The organism is Lactobacillus rodentium (assembly GCF_003423665.1).
GTDB lineage: Bacteria > Bacillota > Bacilli > Lactobacillales > Lactobacillaceae > Lactobacillus > Lactobacillus rodentium.
Map to the genome: position 1 here is coordinate 70405 of NZ_BFBY01000003.1, position 21964 is coordinate 92368.

General features: G+C 33.4%; 20 protein-coding genes. All 20 read left to right on the top strand.

From position 1 onward, the window contains the following. Nucleotides 1-35: 35 nt before the first annotated feature. Nucleotides 36-1190 (top strand): cysteine desulfurase family protein, encoded by a 1155-nt coding sequence (locus tag LrDSM24759_RS02805; RefSeq protein ID WP_117117977.1) that lies wholly within the window; start codon nucleotides 36-38, stop codon nucleotides 1188-1190. 9 nt (nucleotides 1191-1199) lie between these two features. Beyond that, a complete protein-coding gene (thiI, locus tag LrDSM24759_RS02810; RefSeq protein WP_117117978.1) occupies nucleotides 1200-2417 on the top strand; it encodes a tRNA uracil 4-sulfurtransferase ThiI in 1218 nt (405 codons plus the stop codon). A gap of 218 nt (nucleotides 2418-2635) precedes the next feature. Further along, the gene (locus tag LrDSM24759_RS02815; RefSeq protein ID WP_117117979.1) at nucleotides 2636-3853 is read left to right on the top strand and encodes an MFS transporter; all 1218 of its coding nucleotides are present in this window, start codon (nucleotides 2636-2638) and stop codon (nucleotides 3851-3853) included. Between the two features lie 27 nt (nucleotides 3854-3880). Further along, the gene (gene gtfA / locus LrDSM24759_RS02820; protein WP_117117980.1) at nucleotides 3881-5338 is read left to right on the top strand and encodes a sucrose phosphorylase; all 1458 of its coding nucleotides are present in this window, start codon (nucleotides 3881-3883) and stop codon (nucleotides 5336-5338) included. 180 nt (nucleotides 5339-5518) lie between these two features. Continuing rightward, a complete protein-coding gene (locus LrDSM24759_RS02825; RefSeq protein ID WP_117117981.1) occupies nucleotides 5519-5776 on the top strand; it encodes a hypothetical protein in 258 nt (85 codons plus the stop codon). Then, nucleotides 5776-6075: a hypothetical protein gene (locus tag LrDSM24759_RS02830; protein ID WP_117117982.1), complete on the top strand. Its 300-nt coding sequence runs from the start codon at nucleotides 5776-5778 to the stop codon at nucleotides 6073-6075. Before LrDSM24759_RS02825 ends, LrDSM24759_RS02830 begins: the two co-directional genes overlap by 1 nt. A 15-nt stretch (nucleotides 6076-6090) precedes the next feature. Continuing rightward, nucleotides 6091-7986 carry a hypothetical protein gene (locus tag LrDSM24759_RS02835; protein ID WP_117117983.1) on the top strand — a complete coding sequence of 632 codons (1896 nt, stop codon included), beginning with the start codon at nucleotides 6091-6093 and terminating at the stop codon, nucleotides 7984-7986. 4 nt (nucleotides 7987-7990) lie between these two features. Beyond that, nucleotides 7991-8581, top strand: coding sequence for a hypothetical protein (locus LrDSM24759_RS02840; RefSeq protein WP_117117984.1), 591 nt, complete (start codon nucleotides 7991-7993; stop codon nucleotides 8579-8581). 31 nt (nucleotides 8582-8612) lie between these two features. Next, entirely contained in the window at nucleotides 8613-9338 is a 726-nt protein-coding gene (locus LrDSM24759_RS02845; protein ID WP_170133353.1) for a hypothetical protein, read from the top strand. Beyond that, complete coding sequence (locus tag LrDSM24759_RS02850; RefSeq protein ID WP_117117986.1) at nucleotides 9339-9929, top strand: hypothetical protein; 591 nt, start codon at nucleotides 9339-9341, stop codon at nucleotides 9927-9929. 52 nt (nucleotides 9930-9981) lie between these two features. Then, nucleotides 9982-10599, top strand: coding sequence for a hypothetical protein (locus LrDSM24759_RS02855; protein ID WP_133297782.1), 618 nt, complete (start codon nucleotides 9982-9984; stop codon nucleotides 10597-10599). A 4-nt stretch (nucleotides 10600-10603) separates the two neighbouring features. Further along, on the top strand, nucleotides 10604-11191 hold the full coding sequence (locus LrDSM24759_RS02860) for a hypothetical protein (protein ID WP_117117988.1): 588 nt from the start codon (nucleotides 10604-10606) through the stop codon (nucleotides 11189-11191). Between the two features lie 255 nt (nucleotides 11192-11446). Further along, nucleotides 11447-11797 (top strand): hypothetical protein, encoded by a 351-nt coding sequence (locus LrDSM24759_RS02870; RefSeq protein ID WP_117117990.1) that lies wholly within the window; start codon nucleotides 11447-11449, stop codon nucleotides 11795-11797. A 12-nt stretch (nucleotides 11798-11809) separates the two neighbouring features. Beyond that, nucleotides 11810-12409 carry a hypothetical protein gene (locus tag LrDSM24759_RS02875; protein WP_117117991.1) on the top strand — a complete coding sequence of 200 codons (600 nt, stop codon included), beginning with the start codon at nucleotides 11810-11812 and terminating at the stop codon, nucleotides 12407-12409. Between the two features lie 793 nt (nucleotides 12410-13202). Continuing rightward, nucleotides 13203-15143: a M13 family metallopeptidase gene (locus LrDSM24759_RS02890; RefSeq protein WP_117117994.1), complete on the top strand. Its 1941-nt coding sequence runs from the start codon at nucleotides 13203-13205 to the stop codon at nucleotides 15141-15143. A 3-nt stretch (nucleotides 15144-15146) separates the two neighbouring features. Continuing rightward, nucleotides 15147-15884, top strand: a complete 738-nt coding sequence (locus tag LrDSM24759_RS02895) for a pseudouridine synthase (RefSeq protein ID WP_117117995.1) — start codon at nucleotides 15147-15149, stop codon at nucleotides 15882-15884. A gap of 104 nt (nucleotides 15885-15988) precedes the next feature. After that, a complete protein-coding gene (locus LrDSM24759_RS02900; RefSeq protein ID WP_157964231.1) occupies nucleotides 15989-17095 on the top strand; it encodes a zinc ribbon domain-containing protein in 1107 nt (368 codons plus the stop codon). Nucleotides 17096-17391: 296 nt separating this feature from the next. Beyond that, complete coding sequence (locus LrDSM24759_RS02905; protein WP_117117997.1) at nucleotides 17392-20031, top strand: valine--tRNA ligase; 2640 nt, start codon at nucleotides 17392-17394, stop codon at nucleotides 20029-20031. Then, on the top strand, nucleotides 20031-21284 hold the full coding sequence (locus tag LrDSM24759_RS02910) for a bifunctional folylpolyglutamate synthase/dihydrofolate synthase (protein WP_117117998.1): 1254 nt from the start codon (nucleotides 20031-20033) through the stop codon (nucleotides 21282-21284). Before LrDSM24759_RS02905 ends, LrDSM24759_RS02910 begins: the two co-directional genes overlap by 1 nt. Further along, a complete protein-coding gene (locus tag LrDSM24759_RS02915; protein WP_117117999.1) occupies nucleotides 21274-21951 on the top strand; it encodes an HAD family hydrolase in 678 nt (225 codons plus the stop codon). Before LrDSM24759_RS02910 ends, LrDSM24759_RS02915 begins: the two co-directional genes overlap by 11 nt. Nucleotides 21952-21964: the final 13 nt, after the last annotated feature.

A 21964-nucleotide genomic window follows, 5' to 3' on the forward strand; every position in this document is an offset into this window, starting at 1 on the left:
GCAGTTGTGGCCGTTTTTTATAGGGAGTAATAAAAGTGATATATTTTGATAATAGTGCGACAACACAAGTTAATCCTGCAGCTTTAGATACCTATAATAAAGTAAGTAAAGAAATTTGGGGAAATCCCTCTAGTCTTCATAAATTAGGTGACCGTTCTCATCAATTATTAGAAGCCTCTCGTAAACAAATTGCTGATTTACTAGGAGTAAAACCATATGAGATCTTTTTTACTTCAAGTGGAAGTGAATCAGATAATTGGGCCCTAAAAGGTACAGCATTGGCCAAGAAAGAATTTGGTAATCATATAATTACGAGTAGTGTTGAACATGCAGCTGTTTCAAATTCTGTAAGAGCATTGGAAGATCTGGGCTTTCGTGTAACAGTCTTGCCAGTAGATAAAGATGGTAGAGTAAATCCTGCTGATTTGAAAGCTGCTCTTGATCATGAAACAATCTTGGTTTCAATTATGGGCGTAAATAATGAGGTAGGTAGTATTCAACCAATTAAGGAAATAAGTGAGATTCTTGAAGATTATCCTAATGTAACTTTCCATGTCGATAATGTTCAAGCATTAGGTAAAAATATTTGGTCTGAAGTTTTTACTCCAAGAGTAGACTTCATGAGTCTTTCTTCGCATAAATTCCATGCACCACGAGGAGTTGGAATTCTTTATAAAAAGGCCGGCAAGATGATCAAGCCCTTAATTGATGGGGGAGGGCAAGAAAAGGCACTTAGATCAAGTACTGAAAACTTGCCAGCAATTGCTGCTACAGCTAAGGCAATGCGTTTATATCTTGAGGATGAAAAACAAAATGCCAAGCAAGAATCCCAAGTAAGAGAAAAGATTATGACTTATCTAAAAGATAAACCAGGTATTCATATCTTTTCTCAAGATAATGATAAGTTTGCGCCAAGTATTCTTTGTTTTGCCTTAGAAGGTATTAGAGGTGAAACTTTAGTTCATACTCTTGAAGATAAAGGAATTTTTACTTCAACTACAAGTGCCTGTTCTTCAAGAAGTGGGGTAGAAGGTTCTACCTTGAGCGCAATGAAGGTTGATGATAGTATTGCCACAGGAGCAATTCGTTTAAGTTTTGATCCAAGTAATACTGTGGAAGAAGCAGATAAATTTATAGAAATTTTTGACGATATTTATCAGCATTTTGCTGAAATTAATCATTTAAAGTAGGTGAAATTTATGCAATATACTGAAGTGATGGTTCGTTATGGTGAACTTTCTACTAAAGGAAAAAACCGAAAGGACTTTATCGGTAGATTAGCCGGTAATATAACCAAGTTATTGAATGATTTTCCACAAGTAGAAATTCATCCTAAGCATGACCGTATGCACATTGTCTTAAATGGGGCGCCATTTGAGGAAATTGATCAACGTTTAAAACGTGTTTTTGGAATTCAAACATATTCTCCAACTATAAAAGTAGAAAAGAATCTGGATGCGATTAAAAAGGCTTCGCTTGAATTAATGCAAGCAACCTTTGAAGATGGTATGACTTTTAAAGTTAATACGAGACGTAGTGATCATGACTTTGAATATGATACTAACCAATTAAATAGTATTATTGGAGATTATCTTTTTGCTAATATGGATAATCTTAAAGTACAAATGAAGAAACCTGATTTAGTTTTAAGAATTGAAGTTAGAAATGATGCTATTTACATTTCTAATCAATTACTTAAAGGCGCAGGTGGAATGCCAGTTGGAACTGCTGGTAAAGCAATAATGATGCTATCTGGTGGTATTGATTCACCAGTAGCGTCTTACCTAGCTTTAAAGCGTGGGGTAGATATTGAAATGGTCCACTTCTTTAGTCCACCATATACTACTGATAAAGCATTGGCTAAGGCAAAAGAATTAACTGGAATTTTGGCAAACTATAGTGGAAAGATTAATTTTATTGCTGTTCCTTTTGCTGAAATTCAAGAGCAAATTAAGGAAAAGTTGCCAGAAGGCTACTTAATGACTATTCAAAGAAGATTCATGTTGCAATTGGCTGATCGTATTCGTGAAATGCGTGGCGGTCTAGCAATTTTTAATGGTGAATCTGTAGGTCAAGTTGCATCACAGACTTTAGAATCAATGGTCGCAATCAATGACGTGACTTCAACGCCAGTTTTACGTCCAGTTGCTACAATGGATAAAACAGAAATTATCAAATTGGCTGAAGATATTGGTACTTTTGATCTTTCAATTGAACCATTTGAAGATTGCTGTACAATTTTTGCACCACCTCGTCCTAAGACAAAACCAAAATTGGATGAAGCAAGAAAATTAGAAGATAGACTAGATGTTGAAGGGTTAATTCAAAGAGCTATTGATGGAATTGAAATTACACCAATTTATCCAAATCAAAAGTTTATGGATGACCAAGCTCAAATAGATATGGATTTACTTTAATAATATGATTTTGGGAGAAGTATTAGGCTGTTTAATAATGGCTTGATGCTTTTTCTTTTAGTAGGATATTTTTTCTTCCAGTACGATTAGAACAATGAAAATGGTGATTTTTTCTGTGAGAGTAGTTTGACATAAAAAAATGGTCATTGTACTATTATTCACATGTGTATATGTTAAACGTTTATCAGAATTTTAATATATGGAGAGTAATTTAAACTATGAATAATAAGAATTCACTGGTTACTAAACTAGCTTTCTTATCAGTTTCCTTCATGATTACTAGTGCATATGCCATTCAAGGCTCATTGCCTCAATTAAAGGCTGCATTAGGAATTAGTCAAACGCAATCGGAGTATTTAGTTACGATTCCTTCATTTGCGGTTATGATCTTTGTCATTCTTTCACCATTACTTCAACAATGGTTTAATATTTCTGACAAAAAGATCATTATGACTGGTGTTACCATCGTCGGAATTGCTGGTTTGGTTCCAATGTTTATTAGTAACTACACCATCATCTTGATTTCCCGTCTACTTTTAGGTGCCGGATCCGGATTGTATAACTCCCAAGCTATTTCCTTAATCTCAGTTTGGTACCAGGGTGATACCCGTGCTCAAATGCTTGGCTGGCGGGCAGCTGCTGAACAAATTGGTCAAGCATGTACTCTTGCTGTAGCTGGTTTATTTCTTAACTATGCTGGCTGGCACGCATCATTTCTTGTTTATGCCTTTGCGTTCGTTATTCTGTTCTTCTTTGCAATGCGGGTTCCTGACGATAGCAAAGCTCAAGATGATAGTGTTGCTGAAGATAACCTAGCTGAAGAGTTAACCGACGAAAAAACCAAAAAAATCACAAAGATTAGTCCCGTTGTTTATCTTCTTGTCTTATTCGCTTTCCTTTTGGTTGTTGACTATGTAGGAATGGAAAACCGTTTTCCTGGTTTGTCTGTTGCTATTAATGGTAACCACTATACAGGTTCATCAATGTTTCTTTCATTAATGTTGATTGGAGCAACTCTTGGTGGAATTTTCTATGGTCCAATTAATAAACGACTTGGTTTTGGAACGGTTTACCTTGGTCTTGGTTTAATGGCTATTTCAAACTTTCTCTTTGGTTTTGCCGGCCATAATTTCGTATTGATGGTTATTGGATTACTCTTAATTGGGTTCCCACTTCAATTGGTTTCACCATTAATCTTCAACTTACTTCCTGACTTGGCTCCAGCCAAGAGGCAACCACTAGTTACCTCATTGTGTTTAATTGGGTTTAACTTTGGTTCATTCTTCTCACCAACTATTGGTCAATGGACAAACAATCTGCTTGGTCAACCATTAAATGGTCTTGGTCTTGCGGCTCCATTCCCAGTTTATGGTGTTGTCTTGATTCTAATTGGAATCATCATTTTCTTTGCAAGTCGTCACGCACAAAAGGCTTAATTAAAATTAATTAGGAGGATTTTTACTATGCCTATTCAAAACAAAGCAATGTTAATTACTTATTCTGATTCAATGGGTAAGAACATTAAAGAAACTCATGAAGTTCTGAAAAACTATATCGGAGATGCTATTGGTGGTGTTCACTTACTTCCATTTTTCCCATCAACTGGTGACCGTGGTTTTGCTCCATACCGTTACGATGTTGTTGATTCAGCATTTGGTAACTGGGATGATGTTGAAGCCTTAGGTGAAGAATACTACTTAATGTTTGACTTCATGATCAACCACATTTCCAAAAAGTCAGAAATGTACCAAGACTTCAAGAAGAATCATGATGATTCTAAATACAACGATTTCTTCATTCGTTGGGAAAAGTTCTGGGAAGCTGCTGGTAAAGATCGTCCTACTCAAAAGGATATTGATATGATTTACAAGCGCAAAGACAAGGCTCCTGAACAAGAAATTGATTTCGATGATGGTACTAAGGAACATCTTTGGAACACATTTGGTGAAGAACAGATTGATATCAATGTTAAGAGTAAGGTTGCTCAAGAATTCTTCAAGCAAACTTTAATTGACATGGTTAAGCACGGTGCTGACTTAATTCGTTTGGATGCCTTTGCTTACGCTGTAAAGAAGGTTGATACTAATGACTTCTTTGTTGAACCAGAAATCTGGGATCTCTTAAATGAAGTTCGTGATATCCTTGCTCCTTACAAGGCTGAAATTTTGCCAGAAATCCACGAACACTACACTATTCCAGAAAAGATTTCTGATCATGGTTACTTTGTTTACGACTTTGCATTACCAATGACTACCCTTTACACTCTTTACTCTGGTAAGACTAACCGTCTTGCTAAGTGGTTAAAGATGTCTCCAATGAAGCAATTTACTACTCTTGATACTCATGATGGTATCGGAGTAGTTGATGCTAAAGATATCTTAACTGACGATGAAATTGAGTATGCCTCTAACGAACTTTACAAGGTTGGGGCTAATGTTAAACGTAAGTACTCAAGTGCTGAATACCACAACCTTGATATTTACCAAATCAATTCAACTTACTACTCAGCATTGGGTGACAATGATGATGCTTACTTACTTTCACGTGCTATTCAAGTTTTTGCACCTGGTATTCCAATGATCTACTATGTTGGTTTATTGGCTGGTTCAAATGACCTTGACTTACTTGAAAAGACTAAGGAAGGAAGAAACATTAACCGTCATTACTACACTAAGGAAGAAGTTGCCAAGGAAGTTCAACGTCCAGTTGTTGCTAACCTCTTGAAGCTTCTTTCATGGAGAAATGAGTTTACCGCTTTTGACCTTGATGGTTCAATTGATGTTGAAACTCCAACTGAAACTACTATCAAGATTACTCGTAAAGATAAGGATGGTAAGAATGTTGCTGTCCTAGATGCAGACGCTGCTAACAAGACCTTTACTATCACTGCTAATGGTAAAGAAGTAATGAGTCAAAAATAATAAACTGAATAAGCTATTTATAAAATAAAAAGCTAGAAATCGCATTAGTGGTTTCTAGCTTTTTTAGTATGGTTAAAAATCAAAAGGAAAAGCTAATAAAGTTGATACATAGAGCTTATTTTTATGAAGAAAGAGGCTTTGATAAAATTAGGATAATTAAATTCAAGGAGGAGAAGAAAGGTGAAAATTTCATCTGATTCGGAGATTGTTAATAGTGTTGTTAAGAATTTTCAAGATATCGAAGTAAAGGGAAAGCAAGTTGAACTAGGAAAATCAAATTGTAGCGGAATGATTGAATGTCAGTTAGTTGATAAAGATGTAATTAAGTATACGAAACAGCTAGTTAAAGGTGTGCAAGAATTTACTGAACAATTTAAAAAGGTTGATGCTAAAAAGCATAGTGAAGATAGTCAAGATAAGGGAAAGTTTGGGATTTAATGCAACAAGAAGAACGAAGAAGGCTGGAGGAAGAGTTAATAAACCTCTATCATCAAAAAAATAAGGTCATTGAAATAATTGATAGTGCAGCTGCAGAATTGCAAAGAGATGATCGCCAGTTATTAGAGGAATTAGGTCTAATGGCACAAGCAGGTAATAAGACCATGGAATTAATTTATGAACAAATCCAAGATGACCAAAGAAAATTAAAACAAAAATGTATGGAAGAAATTGACCGGCTTGAGGAAGATTATCGTAAACAAAAACTTAAGCTGCAAGATAGGATAGATGAAAGGTAAAGTTGGAATAAGGTTATGGGATTAATTTATGTAAGTAGTGAGTCTGAACATTTAATTGAGACCACTCGTCATAATATTGGAGAAGTAAAAGAAGTAGTAAAAAAATTAAAAGTGGCTAAGGATAACTTAGTTAATAAAATTGGCACCTTGGGGATGGAGGGACTGGCCTATGAAGCCGGAGAGTTTGCCCTAGAAAATGAAGTTGTACCCCTAATCAATCAATTAGAACATGTAGCTGAACAAATGAAAAGCCAGTTAACTATCTATATTCACGCAAATAGTTTAGTTAATCATTGGGGTTATTTAGATGAGGATCGACTTGAATCTTTAATTACTAGTACCAGGTCAAAAATAAATAGAATGCATGAACTGCAATCAACATTAGATAAGGTAGGAGTAGGCGGAATTTTAAATCCTCTTTTGCAAAGTGCCGAAGCGCAGTTACATGAATATCACAAAATGTTAAGAGATTTGCGAGAATTTAATCAAAATACAGCAAATTTATTTACCAGGGTAACCAGCGACCTACGTATGCTTACTGGTAAACTAACAGGTATTTTGTTTGATAAAGTAAACTTTGAGCAAATTTTAGACCACAAAATAAAGGGGAAAGAGACTGACGAAATATATCAATTTGAAGTTGATATTGTAGTTGCCTTAATTGCAAAGGGAAGACCTAAGCAGGAAATAGAACTATTAAAACAGCAGTTGACACAGCAAGTAAAAGAAATGGCTGGTATAGGTGAATGGTGGGATCCAGCCGCAGTGAATGCGTATTTAAAACATATTATCAAGTATACAGTGAATGATGCAAAAAATTCTTATCTTTCATTGACTCAGACTATCAGTGATTACTGGAATGAACTTCATCTAGTTGGTTCTGATCTTTATACAGATGTTTTTGAAGCTTCAAAGTTAGATAAAATGCATAAACTAAAATTAATGCAGGATCAATTGGGAAGTGAAGTTGTTGAAGATGAGAATTTCTTACAATTAAATGCTAATGGGAATGCAAAATATCATTTGCAAGGATCAATTAATCCATTAAGTAAGTTTTTCCCTGTTTTTCGGCAAACAGTAATTGATGCTTATGGTGAAAAAACAAATGGCCTTGATTGTAAAGACGATTTAAAAGTAGGAGCTACGCCATTAGGCGAAGTCCTACACTTGTTCAGATCCTATCTTGATCATACTTATATTCAGTTCATTAAGGAATATGATGGTAAGCATCACAATTTACCAAAGAATGCGACCGATTATCAGAGATTCTTGCAATTCTTAAAAGATAATAACCTTGAGGCAGATTACCAAACAGGAGCAAATTACCATAACCGTACTTTGAAAGGGCAATTTAAGTATCCAGAAAATATGAAAGTGCAACTCAAAAAAGACAGTAAAAAAGAAAAAAATAATGCTGCGCGCATGATTGAGTACATTTTCAATATCAAGACTGGACAACTTGTAAGTGAGTGGAATGCTTATGATAAACACATGCATAATGGAAAGATAGACTTAAATCCAGCGGATTATAGTGAAGAAGACTTGTACCAGATAGCGAATACTGAATCATTTAATTATGGGATACCAAAAGGAAGTCATAAGAAGTTGTCGAGACAGTATAAAGAAACACATAATAAACTTGATATTAATCACCCTAAAGATCCAAAGCTGAGACAGTTAGCGACAAGTGAGAAAAAACATCAATATGTTGCCGAAGAAGATCTACAAGATGGTGGTAATTATGTAAATATTGTTGGAGCAGGCGGAGAGAAAGATGTGAAAGCCTGGAATAAGATACCTGCTAGTCAGAAACAAAAGGCATATAAGAGATATGTTAAATGGGTAAAAGGAGCAAGAGAAAAAAGACAATTCCTTGGATTTAATGATTTTATGAAAGAAAAAAGTAAATAATAAAATGAAGAAAGTAAGAATTATTTATACAATATTTTTTTGTGCTTTATTTGGAACTTTTATGGGATGTTCTAACAATCATACAACAATTAAAGAGAAAATTGATAAGGCTAGTTGTGTAACAGTAGAATTACCTCCAACATTACATATGAATTTAACTAGTAAACGCTGGTATGGTAATGGTCATGCCGTTAAAAAAAATGTGGAATATAGTTACGATGGCACATATGAGTCGAAGATTAGTGGATTTTATTATTATAGAAATATTTTTTTACTTTACCCCATACTTGCAGACCAAACAAGAGTTGATGAAGTAAAAAAGTCTAATTATGTAATAGTAAAAGATGTTAAAAACAATTCTGAACAAAGAAAAATAATTAATGTATGGCATGATGATGGCTTTAAAGGATATAAAGTAAAAGTATTTTATAATCAAGAGTGTTTGCCAGTAAAGGTTCAGTTAATAGATAGAGAAACAAATAAATGGAAAACAGGTGTGAAGTATACGTATCCTGGTATAAGTTCCCAACAGTATGAGAAGAATTGGAAAGAATATTTGAAGGAGATAAAAGCAGGGGACTTTTTAGATGAATAGATGCGGTTAAATATTTGAATTAATCTTGAAGGTGACCTATTTAGATCGCACTTATATTCAGTTCATTAGGGAATATGATGGGAAGAATCATAATCTACCAAAGGATGCGACCGATTATCAAAGACTCTTGCAATTCCTAAAAGATAACCATCTTGAGGCAGATTACCAAACAGGAGTAAATTATCATAACCGTACTTTGAAAGGGCAATTTAAGTATCCAGAAAATATGAAAGTGCAACTCAAAAAAGACAGTAAAAAAGAAAAAAATAATGATGCGCGCATGATTGAGTACATTTTCAATATCAAAACTGGACAATTGGTGAGTGAATGGAATACCTATGATAAACATATGATAAATGGAAAAATAGATTCAAATCCAGCGGATTATAGTGAAGATGACCTGTACCAGATAGCGAATACCGAATCATTTAATTATGGAGTACCAAAAGGAAACCATAAGAAGCTGTCGAGACAGTATAAAGAAACACATAATAAACTTGATATATCTCACCCTGAGGATCCAGCTCTTAGAGATGCGGCAACTGATAAGTATGTTTCTGAAAGAGATAGGAGTAAAGGAGGAGAGTATATAGATATTGTGAGTGCCGGTGGAGAAAAAGACATAAAAGCATGGAATAAGATACCGGATAGTCAAAAGGCCAAGAAGTACAAGGAATACAGTCAATGGGCATTAGTAAGAATGAATAATAATCAATCATTTGGATTTAGTGAATATATGAAAGCAGATAAAAAGTAAATGAAAAAGATTAAAATCATTTTATTATTATTTATATTAATGGAGCTCTTGAGTAGTTGTAGCAATAGTCAGACTACAGTTAAAGAAAAGATTGATCAAGCGAATTATGTGAGAGTAGAATTTCCACAATCGGGAGTTATACAATATGTAGATCTCGCTGCTAAGAGACGATATGGAAATGAGACTGGTGCGATTAGGGATACTATATATGCTTATCAAATTGTTTTTCATAATAAATTTATGGGATTTAACTACTTTAAAAGAAAAGATATGTTATATCCAATTATTACTGATAACATAAGAATTACTGAAGTAAGAAAGTCTAAATATATAATAGTTAAAGATGTAAAAAATAAAGCTAATCAAAAAAATCTAATTGATATATGGCACGGTGATGGGTTTAAGGGATATAAAGTAAGAATATTTTATAATCATGATTATTTACCAATAAAGGTTCAACTAATAAGTAAAGAAACAAGTAAGTGGACTACAATTATAAAATATTCTTATCTTCATATAAATCATACAGAGTATAAAGATAATTGGAATAAGTATGTAAAACGGGTGAAATCCGGTGAATTTGAAGATTAAAAAGTAACCTTAATAAACTTCCCCCAAAAGAAACAATAAATTATCGAAGCTTTTGAAAATTCTTGAGGCAGATTACCAAACAGGAGCAAATTACCATAATCGAACTTTGGAAGGGCAATTTAAGTATCCAGAAAATATGAAAGTGCAACTCAAAAAAGACAGTAAAAAAGAAAAAAATAATGATGCGCGCATGATTGAGTACATTTTTAATATCAAAACTGGACAATTGGTGAGTGAATGGAATGCCTATGATAAACATATGATAAATGGAAAAATAGATTCAAATCCAGCGGATTATAGTGAAGATGACCTGTACCAGATAGCGAATACTGAATCGTTTAATTATGGGATACCAAAGGGAAGTCATAAGCTATTGAAAGAGTATGAAAAAACACATAATAAACTTGATATATCTCACCCTGAGGATCCAGCTCTTAGAGATGCAGCAACTGATAAGTATGTTTCTGAAAGAGATATAGGAAATAGTAAAGATAGTGGAAACTATGTGAATATTGTTGGAGCAGGCGGAGAGAAAGATGTAAAAGCCTGGAATAAGATACCAGATAGAGAGAAGCCAAAGAAATATAAGGGATTTGTTAAATGGGTGAAAGAAAAAAATGATAAAAGACAATTTATTGGATTTAATGAATATATGAAAGAGAACAAATAATAAGATGAAAAAAAATAAGTTAATTTATGCATTACTTTTATATATTTTAATGGCTATTGTCGCAGGATGTAGTAATAATCACACAACAATTAAAGAGAAAATTGATAAGGCCAGTTATGTAACAATAGAATTACCGCCTACATTACATATGGACTTGAGTAGTAAACGCTGGTATGGTAATGGTCATGCAATAAGAGAAGATATGGACTATACATACGAAGGTACGTATTCAACAACGAACAGTGGATTTGATTATGATAAAGATATCTATTTACTATATCCAATAATTGCAGACAAAACTATGGTTGGGGAAGTAAAGAAATCAAATTATGTGATAGTGAAGGATGTCAAAAACAATTCTAAACAAAGAAAAATAATTAATATCTTACATGGTGATGGATTTAAAGGATATAAAGTGAAAATATTTTATAATCATGATTGTTTACCCATAAAAGTTCAACTAATAGATAAACAGACAAATAAGTGGAAAACGAGTGTGAAATATTCCTATCCTCGTATAACGGCTAAGCAGTATGAAAAGAATTGGAAAAATTATGTGAAAGAAGTAAAAGAAGGAAACTTTTTGGATTAGTAAAGAATAAATGAAAAAAGTAAGAATTATTCATATATTATTTTTATGCGTTTTTGTAGGAACTTTAATTGGTTGTTCGAATGAACACACGACAGTTAAACAAAAGATTGATCAAGCTAGTTATGTTCGAATATATTTACCCTCATCTGGAATAAGTCTAAATATGAATTTATCCACAAAGCAGTGGTATGGGTATAAATGGGCTGTTAAAGATAGGCTACTTTATACTTATGACGGCAAGTTAGAGATAATAAGTTGAGTTTTAACTATTTTAGAAACTTATATTTTTTATATCCGATAATGGAAGATCGAATCACAACTAGTGAAGTAAAAAAATCTAACTATGTAATAATAAAAAATGTAAAAAATAGGCCTGAACAAAGAAAAATAATTGATATTTGGCATGATGATGGATTTAAAGGATATAAAGTAAAAATATTTTACAATCATGATTGTTTACCAGTAAAGGTTCAACTAATAGATAGAGAAACAAATAAATGGAAAACAATAGCCAAATATTCCTATCCTCATATAACGGCCAAAGAATATGAAAAGAATTGGAAAGAATATGTGAAGGAGATAAGAGAGGGAGATTTTGTAGATTAGGAAAAGATATTAATGAAAAAAATTAAGCTTATTTATACATTATTTTTATGTATTTTAATGGGAATGATAACAGGTTGCACAAATAATTACACAACGATAAAAGAAAAAATTGATAAGGCTAATTTTGTAAGAGTTGAACTTTCAAGTTCTAGGGATCCTTTAGACATGGATCTAGCTACTAAACGTTTGTATGGTGGAATTTGTGTTGGTGTAGATGGTGATACCATCTATGACTACCCTGATACTTATCAAGATAAATTGCTGGGTTTTAATTATACGAAAAAAGTATATGCCTTGTATCCTTTTATTGCAGATCAAACTACAGTCGGTGAAGTAAAAAAGGCTAATTATGTCATAGTAAAAAATGTAAAAAATAACTCTAATCAAAGAAAATTAATTGAGTTTTTACATGATTATGGATTTAAAGGATATAGAGTAAAAATATTTTATAATCATGACTGCTTGCCAGTAAAAGTTCAACTAATAGATAGAGATACAAATAAATGGAAAACAATTACAAAGTATTCTTACCCTCGTATAACGGAAAAGGAGTATGAAAAGAATTGGAAGAAGTATGTGAAGGAAGTAAAAGCAGGATATTATTTAGATTAAAAAATGATATTAATAAAAAAATTTAAAATTATTTATGTATTATTTTTGTGTATTTTGGTAGGAATGTTGTCTAGTTGCAGCAATAATCACACAACAGTAAAAGAAAAGATTGATCAAGCTAGTGACGTTCAAGTATATATACCAATAGACAAGGATTCTGGAACAACACTAGATATGAATTTATTTTACAAGAAGTATTATGGAGATTAAGATGCGGTTAAAGGTGATACTGTATACGGTTATGGAGATACTTTTCCCTCTAAATGGTTGGGGTTTAATTATACAAAAAAATAGCTTTATTATATCCAATTATTGCTGATGAAACTACAGAATATGAAATAAAACGGTCTAATTATGTGATAGTAAAAAATGTAAAGGATTATCTTGAACAAAAAAGGTAGTTGATATTTTGCATGATGACGGCTTTAAAGGTTATAGAGTAAAAATATTTTACAACCATGATTGCTTGCCAATAAAAGTTCAGTTAATAGATAGAGAAACAAATAAATGGAAAACAGTCGTTACGTATTCTTATCCTCATATAACTGCTAAACAATATGAAAAGAATTGGGAAAAATATCGGAAGGAAGTAAAAAAGGGATATTATGAAGATTAATTGTATTCATTAAGTTTGATTTGTAGGTTTAGTCAATATAAAAGAAAATAAGATCGCAAAGAAAAAGTCTCATTAATAATGGGGCTTTTTCTTTGTAACTATTTTTATAAATATATGCTATAGTTTAAAATAAACTTAGAAAAATAATGCAAAATTTAATAATAGATGGTGATAATGATGAAGAATAATTTTACAATTCGGGGTGGAGCCGGAGATTTAACTCAACCCAATACTGCTACTCGTCCTCAGGATAATCTTTACTTGGCAGTTAATTCTGCTTGGCAAAAAGATGCCGTAATTCCAGCTGATCGAACTGAAATTGGTGTAAATACTGAAATTGATATACGCATTGAAAAAAGAATGATGGCTGATCTTGACAATTTAGCTGCCGGAAAAGAAGCATTACCAAAGATTCCAGATTTAGAAAAGGGAGTAAATTTATATAAGCTTGCACTTGATTTTGAGCGACGTAATCATGAGGGAGCTGAGCCAATTAAAGCAGATCTTAAGCAGCTTACTGAACTAACTGATTTTACTCAATTTAATCAAACTGCATCTGCTTTAAATGTTATTACTAGTTTGCCATTTTCATTCGATGTAGAAGCAGATATGAAAAATACTGCAGAACATGTTTTTGAATTTGGTGGACCAAGTACCTTTTTACCTGATACTACTAGTTATCAACAAGAAGATGCTGAAAAACTACTTGGTATTTTAGAAAAGCAATCAATTAACTTGTTAAAAATGGCGGGTATTGATGAACAAGAAGCAGGAGAGTATGTAAAAAATGCTTTAGCATTTGATCAAAAAATAGCTAAAGTAGTTAAATCAACCGAAGAATGGGCTGATTATCCAGCAGCTTATAATCCATATTCTTTAGAAGATTTTTTAGCTAAATTTAAATCATTTAATATGAAGGAATTTTTGTCCCAGATTCTCCCAGTCTTACCAGCTAAGGTAATTGTTTTAGAACCTAGATTTTTAGACCATGCTGAAGAATTAATTAATCCTACTAATTTTGAAGAAATTAAAGGTTGGATGATTACCAAATTCATTAATAATGTGGCTAGCTCACTTTCACAAAATTTTCGTGAGGCTGCTTTCCCATATCATCAAGCAATTAGTGGGCAAGCAGAATTAACTCCTCAAAAACGTCATGCTTACTATGTAGCTAATAATTCTTTTAGTGAAGTATTTGGTGTTTATTATGGTAAGAAATATTTTGGTGAAGAAGCTAAGGCTGACGTAACTGATATGATTCAGCGCATGATCAACGTTTATGAAGAAAGAATTCGTACCAACACTTGGCTCTCTGAAGCAACTAAAGAAAAGGCAATTGTTAAATTGCGTGCCTTAGTCCTCAAAATCGGTTATCCCGAAAAAATTGAAGCAATTTATGACCTAATTCAAGTTAATCCTAGCCAAAGTCTTTATGAGAATGAAAAAAATATTGCTCAAGTAGCTGAAAAGTATAATTTGAATCAATTAACTAAGCCAGTTGATCGTTCAGTTTGGGTAATGCCAGGAAATATGAATAATGCTTGCTATGATCCACAAAGAAATGACATTACTTTTCCAGCTGGAATTCTGCAAGCTCCATTTTACGATTTAAATCAATCTCGTGGGACTAATTATGGTGGGATCGGCGCAACTATTGCTCATGAAATTTCTCATGCATTTGATAATAATGGTGCTAAGTTTGATGAACATGGAAACATGACGAACTGGTGGACTGATGAAGACTTCAAAGAATTCAATCAGCGTACGCAAGCGGCTATTGATATTTATGATGGTTTAAATTATGGTCCTGCAAAACTTAATGGTAAGCAAGTTGTCGCTGAAAATATTGCTGACCTTGGTGGTCTTTCTTGTGCAATTCAAGCTAATAAGTCAGAAGATGGCAGTATGACTGAATTGTTTGAAAATTATGCTCGTTCTTGGGCGCAAAAGCAACGTCCCGAAGCAATTAAAACCGAAATTGCGGTTGATGTGCATGCGCCACAGCCTACACGGGTAAATATTCCATCTCAATGTCAAGATGAGTTCTTCGAAACCTTTGATGTAAAGGAAACTGACGGCATGTGGCTTGATCCTGAGCAAAGGGTGAAAATTTGGTAAATAATGCGAATTGATAAATATTTGGCCAACATGAATGTTGGCTCCAGAAAAGAAGTTCATAAGTTAATAAAAGCTGGGCTAGTATCGGTTAATGGTAAAATCGTAAAAACACCCAAAGAAAAAGTAAAAGAAAGTGACGTAGTTGAAGTAAATGGGCAAAAAATAATTTATCAGCAGTATCACTACTTTTTACTTAATAAACCTAAAGGAGTTCTGTCCGCAACTGAAGATCTTCACCAAAAGACAGTAATTGATCTACTTGAAGTTAAAGATCAATATAAAGATTTAGCGCCAGTAGGAAGATTAGATAAAGATACTACTGGTTTACTATTAATCACTAATGATGGACAGTTGAATCATGAACTACTTGCTCCCAATAAACATGTGGATAAAGTTTATCAAGCCTTGATTGCAGGCAAAGTTACTGTCGAAACTGTTACTACTTTTGCATCAGGCATGGAATTAAAAGATGGTACAGTTTTGAAACCGGCAAAATTAGAAGTTCTTGATGTTGATGAAAGTAAAGATCTAAGTAAGGTAAGAATTACGATCAAAGAAGGTAAGTATCATCAAATTAAGCGTATGTTTGGGGCGGTAGGGATGAAAGTACTTGAACTTGATCGGCTGCAAATGGATAACTTACAGTTAGATCCGCAATTAAAACGAGGACACTATCGTGAGTTAACTGAGGAAGAATTAGATAGATTGAAAAATAATAAAGGCCTAGGGATAGTTCCTTAGGCTTTTTAGTTATACCAAGCCATAGTAGTCTCGTTGACATAATCAAAAATGAAAAGGTAAACTAATTGCTAGATTGTTAATTATTACTAATGAGGAGAAAGATAGTGAAAAAATTTTGCCCAAATTGTGGGAAACCAGTTAAAGATACAGATAATGTATGTGGAAATTGTGGCTATGAGTTAAAGAAAAAAGAAACTAATAATTCACCAGTAAATAGATCAGTAGCAAAAGGAAATATAGCTCATTCAAACAAGAAGACATTATCAAATACACGTGCTAGTTATATGGAAAAGAATCATAATCCCAAGCATAATAAAACGATTATGTGGATTTGTGGTGGGGTTTTAGCTGCTGTGATTATTGGTGGTGGAATTTTTGCAGGACATCAGTATGTAAGTAATAAAAATGCAGAAGTAAAAACTACTCAAAGCAGTAAGCCTACAACAAAGAAAGCAACTCCAGCTACTAAGAAGAATCAAGAATCTAATCATCAAAATTCATCTGAATATAGTAATGATGAATGGATGATGATGGGATATATTGCCTACAAGGCAAAAGATTCAGGTACTACGCAAGCGATTGATGATGTAAAGAATTACTTTAGTGATGGCGAATTAACTGCACATAAGAATTCTTCTACGTCTTATACATTGTCTAATGAGTATGGAAGCGTTGATGTTGACGTCAAAGATGATGAAGTAGTTGTATCAAATGATGGCACTTCAACCTTTTCCAAAGATACTTTGAAAAAGAGCTTTAGTAACGATTTGAGTACGATTAAGTCATTAGTTAGCCACATTTCTTCGTCATCAGATGAGGAAGCTACTTCTAATAATGAATCTGGTAACTGGAAATCTGGGGTAGCCAGAGATATTGTGGGTGAATATGCTTCATATAAGGATGAATCAGAGGAGTCTAAGCTAGCAACTTTTTATGTTTATGATTTAAGATCAGATGGTATTAGTTGTTTTCATTCAAATATGTCTCAATCTTTTGGGAAAAATGTAAAATATCAAAAGATAGGTAAAGATAAATATAATCTAAAATTTGATGAAAAAGTACATCGTTTTGGTACTGGTTCATCTGATAGCGAAAATATAGCCAACTTAACTTTTGAAAAAAATGGTGACAAGTACTTTATTAATGGTAATCAAGTTTATAAACAATCTTCAACTAAATTCACTTTACCTAGTTCACCTGAAGATGATTAGAAAAAATGACTTCTTTTATATTTAGATTAAACATGCTATAATCTTTAACAAAGCCAGAACTAAGAGGTATGAATTTCATTAACAGAGAAAGGCCATCTTGCTGAAAGGCTGGAGATTTGTTTGTAGCTTAGTTAGCTGAGTAACTGAATAAGTTAGTAAGTTATTCCGTTTATTGTGCAACGTTACCGCATTCAAGAGAGATATTTTAATATATCTAACTTAGGTGGTACCGCGGTTATTTAGAATTCAATCGTCCTAGACTTTTAGTCTAGGACTTTTTTTATGGAGGAAATATCATGGCAGATTTAGCCCCAAAATATGATCCTTCTGCTGTTGAAAAAGGCAGATATCAAAAATGGCTTGATGAAGATTTATTTAAACCTTCTGGTGATAAAAAAGCTCATCCCTATTCAATTGTTATCCCACCACCAAATGTAACTGGAAAATTACACTTGGGCCATGCATGGGATACTGCAATTCAAGATACATTGATTCGTTTAAAGAGAATGCAAGGTTATGATACATTGTACTTACCAGGAATGGATCATGCTGGAATTGCGACTCAAGCTAAAGTTGAAGCACGTTTACGTGAAGAAGGTAAGGATCGTCATGAATTAGGACGTGAAAAATTCTTAGAACAAGTTTGGGCTTGGAAAGATGAATATGCAAATATTATCAAGAGTCAATGGTCAAAACTTGGTTTATCACTTGATTATTCTCGTGAAAGATTTACCTTAGACGATGGTTTATCAAAGGCGGTTAAAAAGGTCTTTGTTCAACTTTATAATGAAGGATTAATTTATCGTGGCCAATATATCATCAACTGGGATCCAAAATTGGAAACTGCTTTAAGTGATATCGAAGTTATTCACAAAGATGACAATGGTGCTTTCTATCATATTAATTATCCTTTAGCTGATGGTTCAGGTAGCGTCGAAATTGCTACTACTCGTCCAGAAACTATGTTTGGAGATACTGCTGTTGCTGTTGCTCCCGGGGATGAAAGATATAAGGATTTAATTGGAAAAGAATTAATCGTGCCAATCGTTGGCCGTCGTATTCCAATTATTGAAGATCAACATGTTGATCCAGAATTTGGTACTGGACTTGTAAAAATTACCCCAGCACATGATCCTAATGACTTTGCTGTTGGTAACCGTCATAACTTAGAACGTATTAATGTTATGAATGATAACGGTACAATGAACCAAGAAGCAGGTAAATACGAAGGTATGGATCGCTTTGAGGCACGTAAGGCATTAGTAGCTGATCTAAAAGAAGAAGGTTACTTAGTTAAAGAAGAACCCATCGTTCACTCCGTTGGTCACTCAGAACGTTCTGGTGTTCAAGTTGAACCAAGATTATCTACCCAATGGTTCGTGAAGATGAAACCATTAGCAGATAAAGTTTTAGAAAACCAAGATAGCGAAGGAAAAGTAAACTTTGTTCCAGAAAGATTTGCTCATACTTTAGAACAATGGATGGAAAATGTTCACGACTGGGTAATTTCACGTCAATTATGGTGGGGACACCGGATTCCAGCTTGGTACAACAAGAAGACTGGCGAAATGGTTGTGCAAGAAGAAGCTCCCGAAGATATTGAAAACTGGGAACAAGATCCTGATGTTTTAGATACTTGGTTCTCAAGTGCTTTATGGCCATTTTCAACGATGGGTTGGCCAGACACTGATAGCGAAGACTTCAAGCGTTACTTCCCAACTAATGCCTTAGTAACTGGTTATGACATCATCTTCTTCTGGGTATCAAGAATGATTTTCCAAAGTTTACACTTTACTAAGGAAAAACCATTTGATGATGTTGTTTTACACGGTTTAATTCGTGATGAACAAGGACGTAAGATGTCTAAGTCATTAGGTAACGGAATTGACCCAATGGATGTCATTGATAAATATGGTGCTGATGCACTACGTTGGTTCTTACTTAACGGTACAGCTCCTGGTCAAGATACTCGTTTCAGCTACACCAAGATGGATGCTGCATGGAACTTCATTAACAAGATTTGGAATGCAAGTCGCTTCGTAATTATGAACTTACCAGATGATGCCAAACCAGCACACATGCCGGATACCTCAAAATTTGACTTAGCTGATAGTTGGATCTTTGATCGTTTGAATCATACTGTATCTGAGGTAACTCGTTTATTTGATGAATACCAATTTGGTGAAGCAGGTAGAGAGTTGTATAACTTTATCTGGAATGATTTCTGTGACTGGTATATTGAAATTTCTAAAGTTGCTTTAAATGGTGATGATGAAGAATTAAAAGCACGTAAACAAGAAAACTTGATTTGGATTTTAGACCAAATTTTACGTTTAATGCATCCAATTATGCCATTTGTAACTGAAAAACTTTGGTTATCAATGCCTCATGAAGGTGAAAGCATCATGGTAGCCGACTATCCTGTTACTCATCAAGAATTCGAAAATAAACAAGCTGATGAAGATATGGCTTTCTTAATTGAAATTATTAAATCTGTACGTAATATCCGCATGGAAGTTAATGCACCAATGTCTTCTTCAATTGATATCATGATTCAATTGGATAATGCGGAAAACAAGCATATCTTGGATGATAATATGGATTATGTAAATAATTTCTTACATCCTAAGTCATTAGAAGTAGTTACTAAGATTGATGCACCAAAACTTGCTAAAAATGCGGTTGTTCCAGGAGCTCAAATCTTTGTGCCATTAACTGAATTAGTTAATGTAGATGAAGAAATTGCTAAAATGGAAAAAGAAGAAAAGCACTTAGAAGATGAAGTAGCACGTGCTGAGAAGAAATTAGCTAATAAAGGCTTTGTGGACCATGCACCAGCAGCTGTAGTTGAAAAAGAACAAGCTAAGAAGGCTGATTATGAAAGTCAATTGGCTGGTGTTCGTCAACGTATTCAAGATTTGAAAGAAAGTAATTAATGAAAGTTGAAGAAGTAATTAGTAAAATTGAACATTTACCCAAATTGCATGAAAAGAATGATCTTTCTTATATCAAAAAAGTTTTAGCTTATTTAGGAAACCCCCAAGATAAGGTAAAAACAATTCATGTAACTGGGACAAATGGAAAGGGCTCTACTTCTTATTACATTGCTAATCTTTTAAAAAAGGCCGGTAAGAGAACCGGCCTTTTTGTATCACCATATATTTCTAAGTTTAATGAACGCATTCAAATCAATTTAGATTTAATTAGTGATAAAGATTTAATAAAAGCTTATCAAGTTGTTACACGAGTAATTAATAAGATTAAAGAAACAGATGATACATTTTCATTAGTAACATTTGAATTTGAAACTGTGATGGCGTTTTGGCTTTTTGCTGAAAAGCACTGTGATTATGCGGTAATTGAAGTTGGAATTGGTGGACAACATGATAAAACAAATGTTATTACGCCAGAAGTAAGTGTTATAACTTCTATTGGCTTAGATCATGAAGATATTATTGGTCCAACAATTGAAGATATAGCCAAAGAAAAAAGTGGCATTATCAAGAAAGGCCGCCCAGTAGTATTTGGGGAAATAGCTGCTAAGCCACTAAATATTTTAATTAATCAAGCTAAGCAGATGAGAGTAAGATATTTTGAATATGAAAAAGATTATCAGATTATAATAGATAAAAAGATTAAGTTTACTAATTCTCAATATCAACTTAGTTTTAATCTGCGATCTCCGGTAGAGGCAATTGATATGGGGATAGCAGTAGAAGTAATAACAATTTTAGGTTTACAGTTAAAACCTCAAGCTGTTGAACAAGCAATTAATGAAACTGTTATTCCAGGTCGCTATCAAATTATTAGTCGTCATCCTGAAATAATTTTAGATGGCGCGCATAATATTCAAGCAATTTCTAATTTAGTAGGCTTTGTTCGTGAACAACCTCATCATAAACTCTATTACTTAATGGGAATGATGAAAGATAAAGATTTAGATCAAGTATTTACTCAATTTAGATTTGATGAAGAGATTGTTTTAACCCGTATTGATTATCCACGGGCTGCTGAGTTTGAAGATTTTCCTGAATTTATTAGAAATAGATCACAATTTATTGAAAATTATCAAGCAGCTTTTGATCGGGTAAAAGAGCAGCTAGGAGAAAATGATATTTTGATAGTAACTGGTTCATTTTATTTAGTGGGAGCAATTTTGAATTATTGGGAGAAAAAAGATGAGAGTTAAGGGAGTTCCAAATGAAATCAAAGGCTTAATTTTTGATATGGATGGTTTGCTTGTTAATTCTGAAAAACAATATTGGCAGGCAAATATTCAGGCAGCCCATGAATATGGACTAAAAATTCCAGAAGATTCATACCTCAAATTAATTGGGGCTAGTAATCAACAAATGGAGGATTTTTATCAAAAATATTTTCCTAATGAACGTGTAAGAGACGAATTTATTAAAAGAACTGATGATTTAGTTTGGCACTGGGCTGATGAAGGTAGAATCAAACTTCAACCTGGAGTTCAAGAAGCTTTAACTCTCTTTGATAAAGAGAAGTTAAAAATGGGGATTGCTTCTAGTAATTATCAGCAGGTGGTAGATAAATTTGTTTGGCTAACCGGTATTCGCCAATATTTTCGCTTTCGACTCAGTTATAAAGATGTTTTAGAAAATAAGTTAAAACCAAAGCCAGCACCTGATATTTATTTATTGGCACAGAAAAAATTGGATTTACCAAAAGAAAATTTATTAGTTTTTGAAGATTCTAGCACAGGAGTAGCAGCGGCCAAAAACGCTGGCATTTCCTGTATCATGATTCCTGACCTTAAGCGACCAACCTCTAAAGATAGAGAATCTGCTTTAATTTGTAAAAATTTTAATGAATTTATAGAGCGAATTGAGTAATTTTGTCGTAATA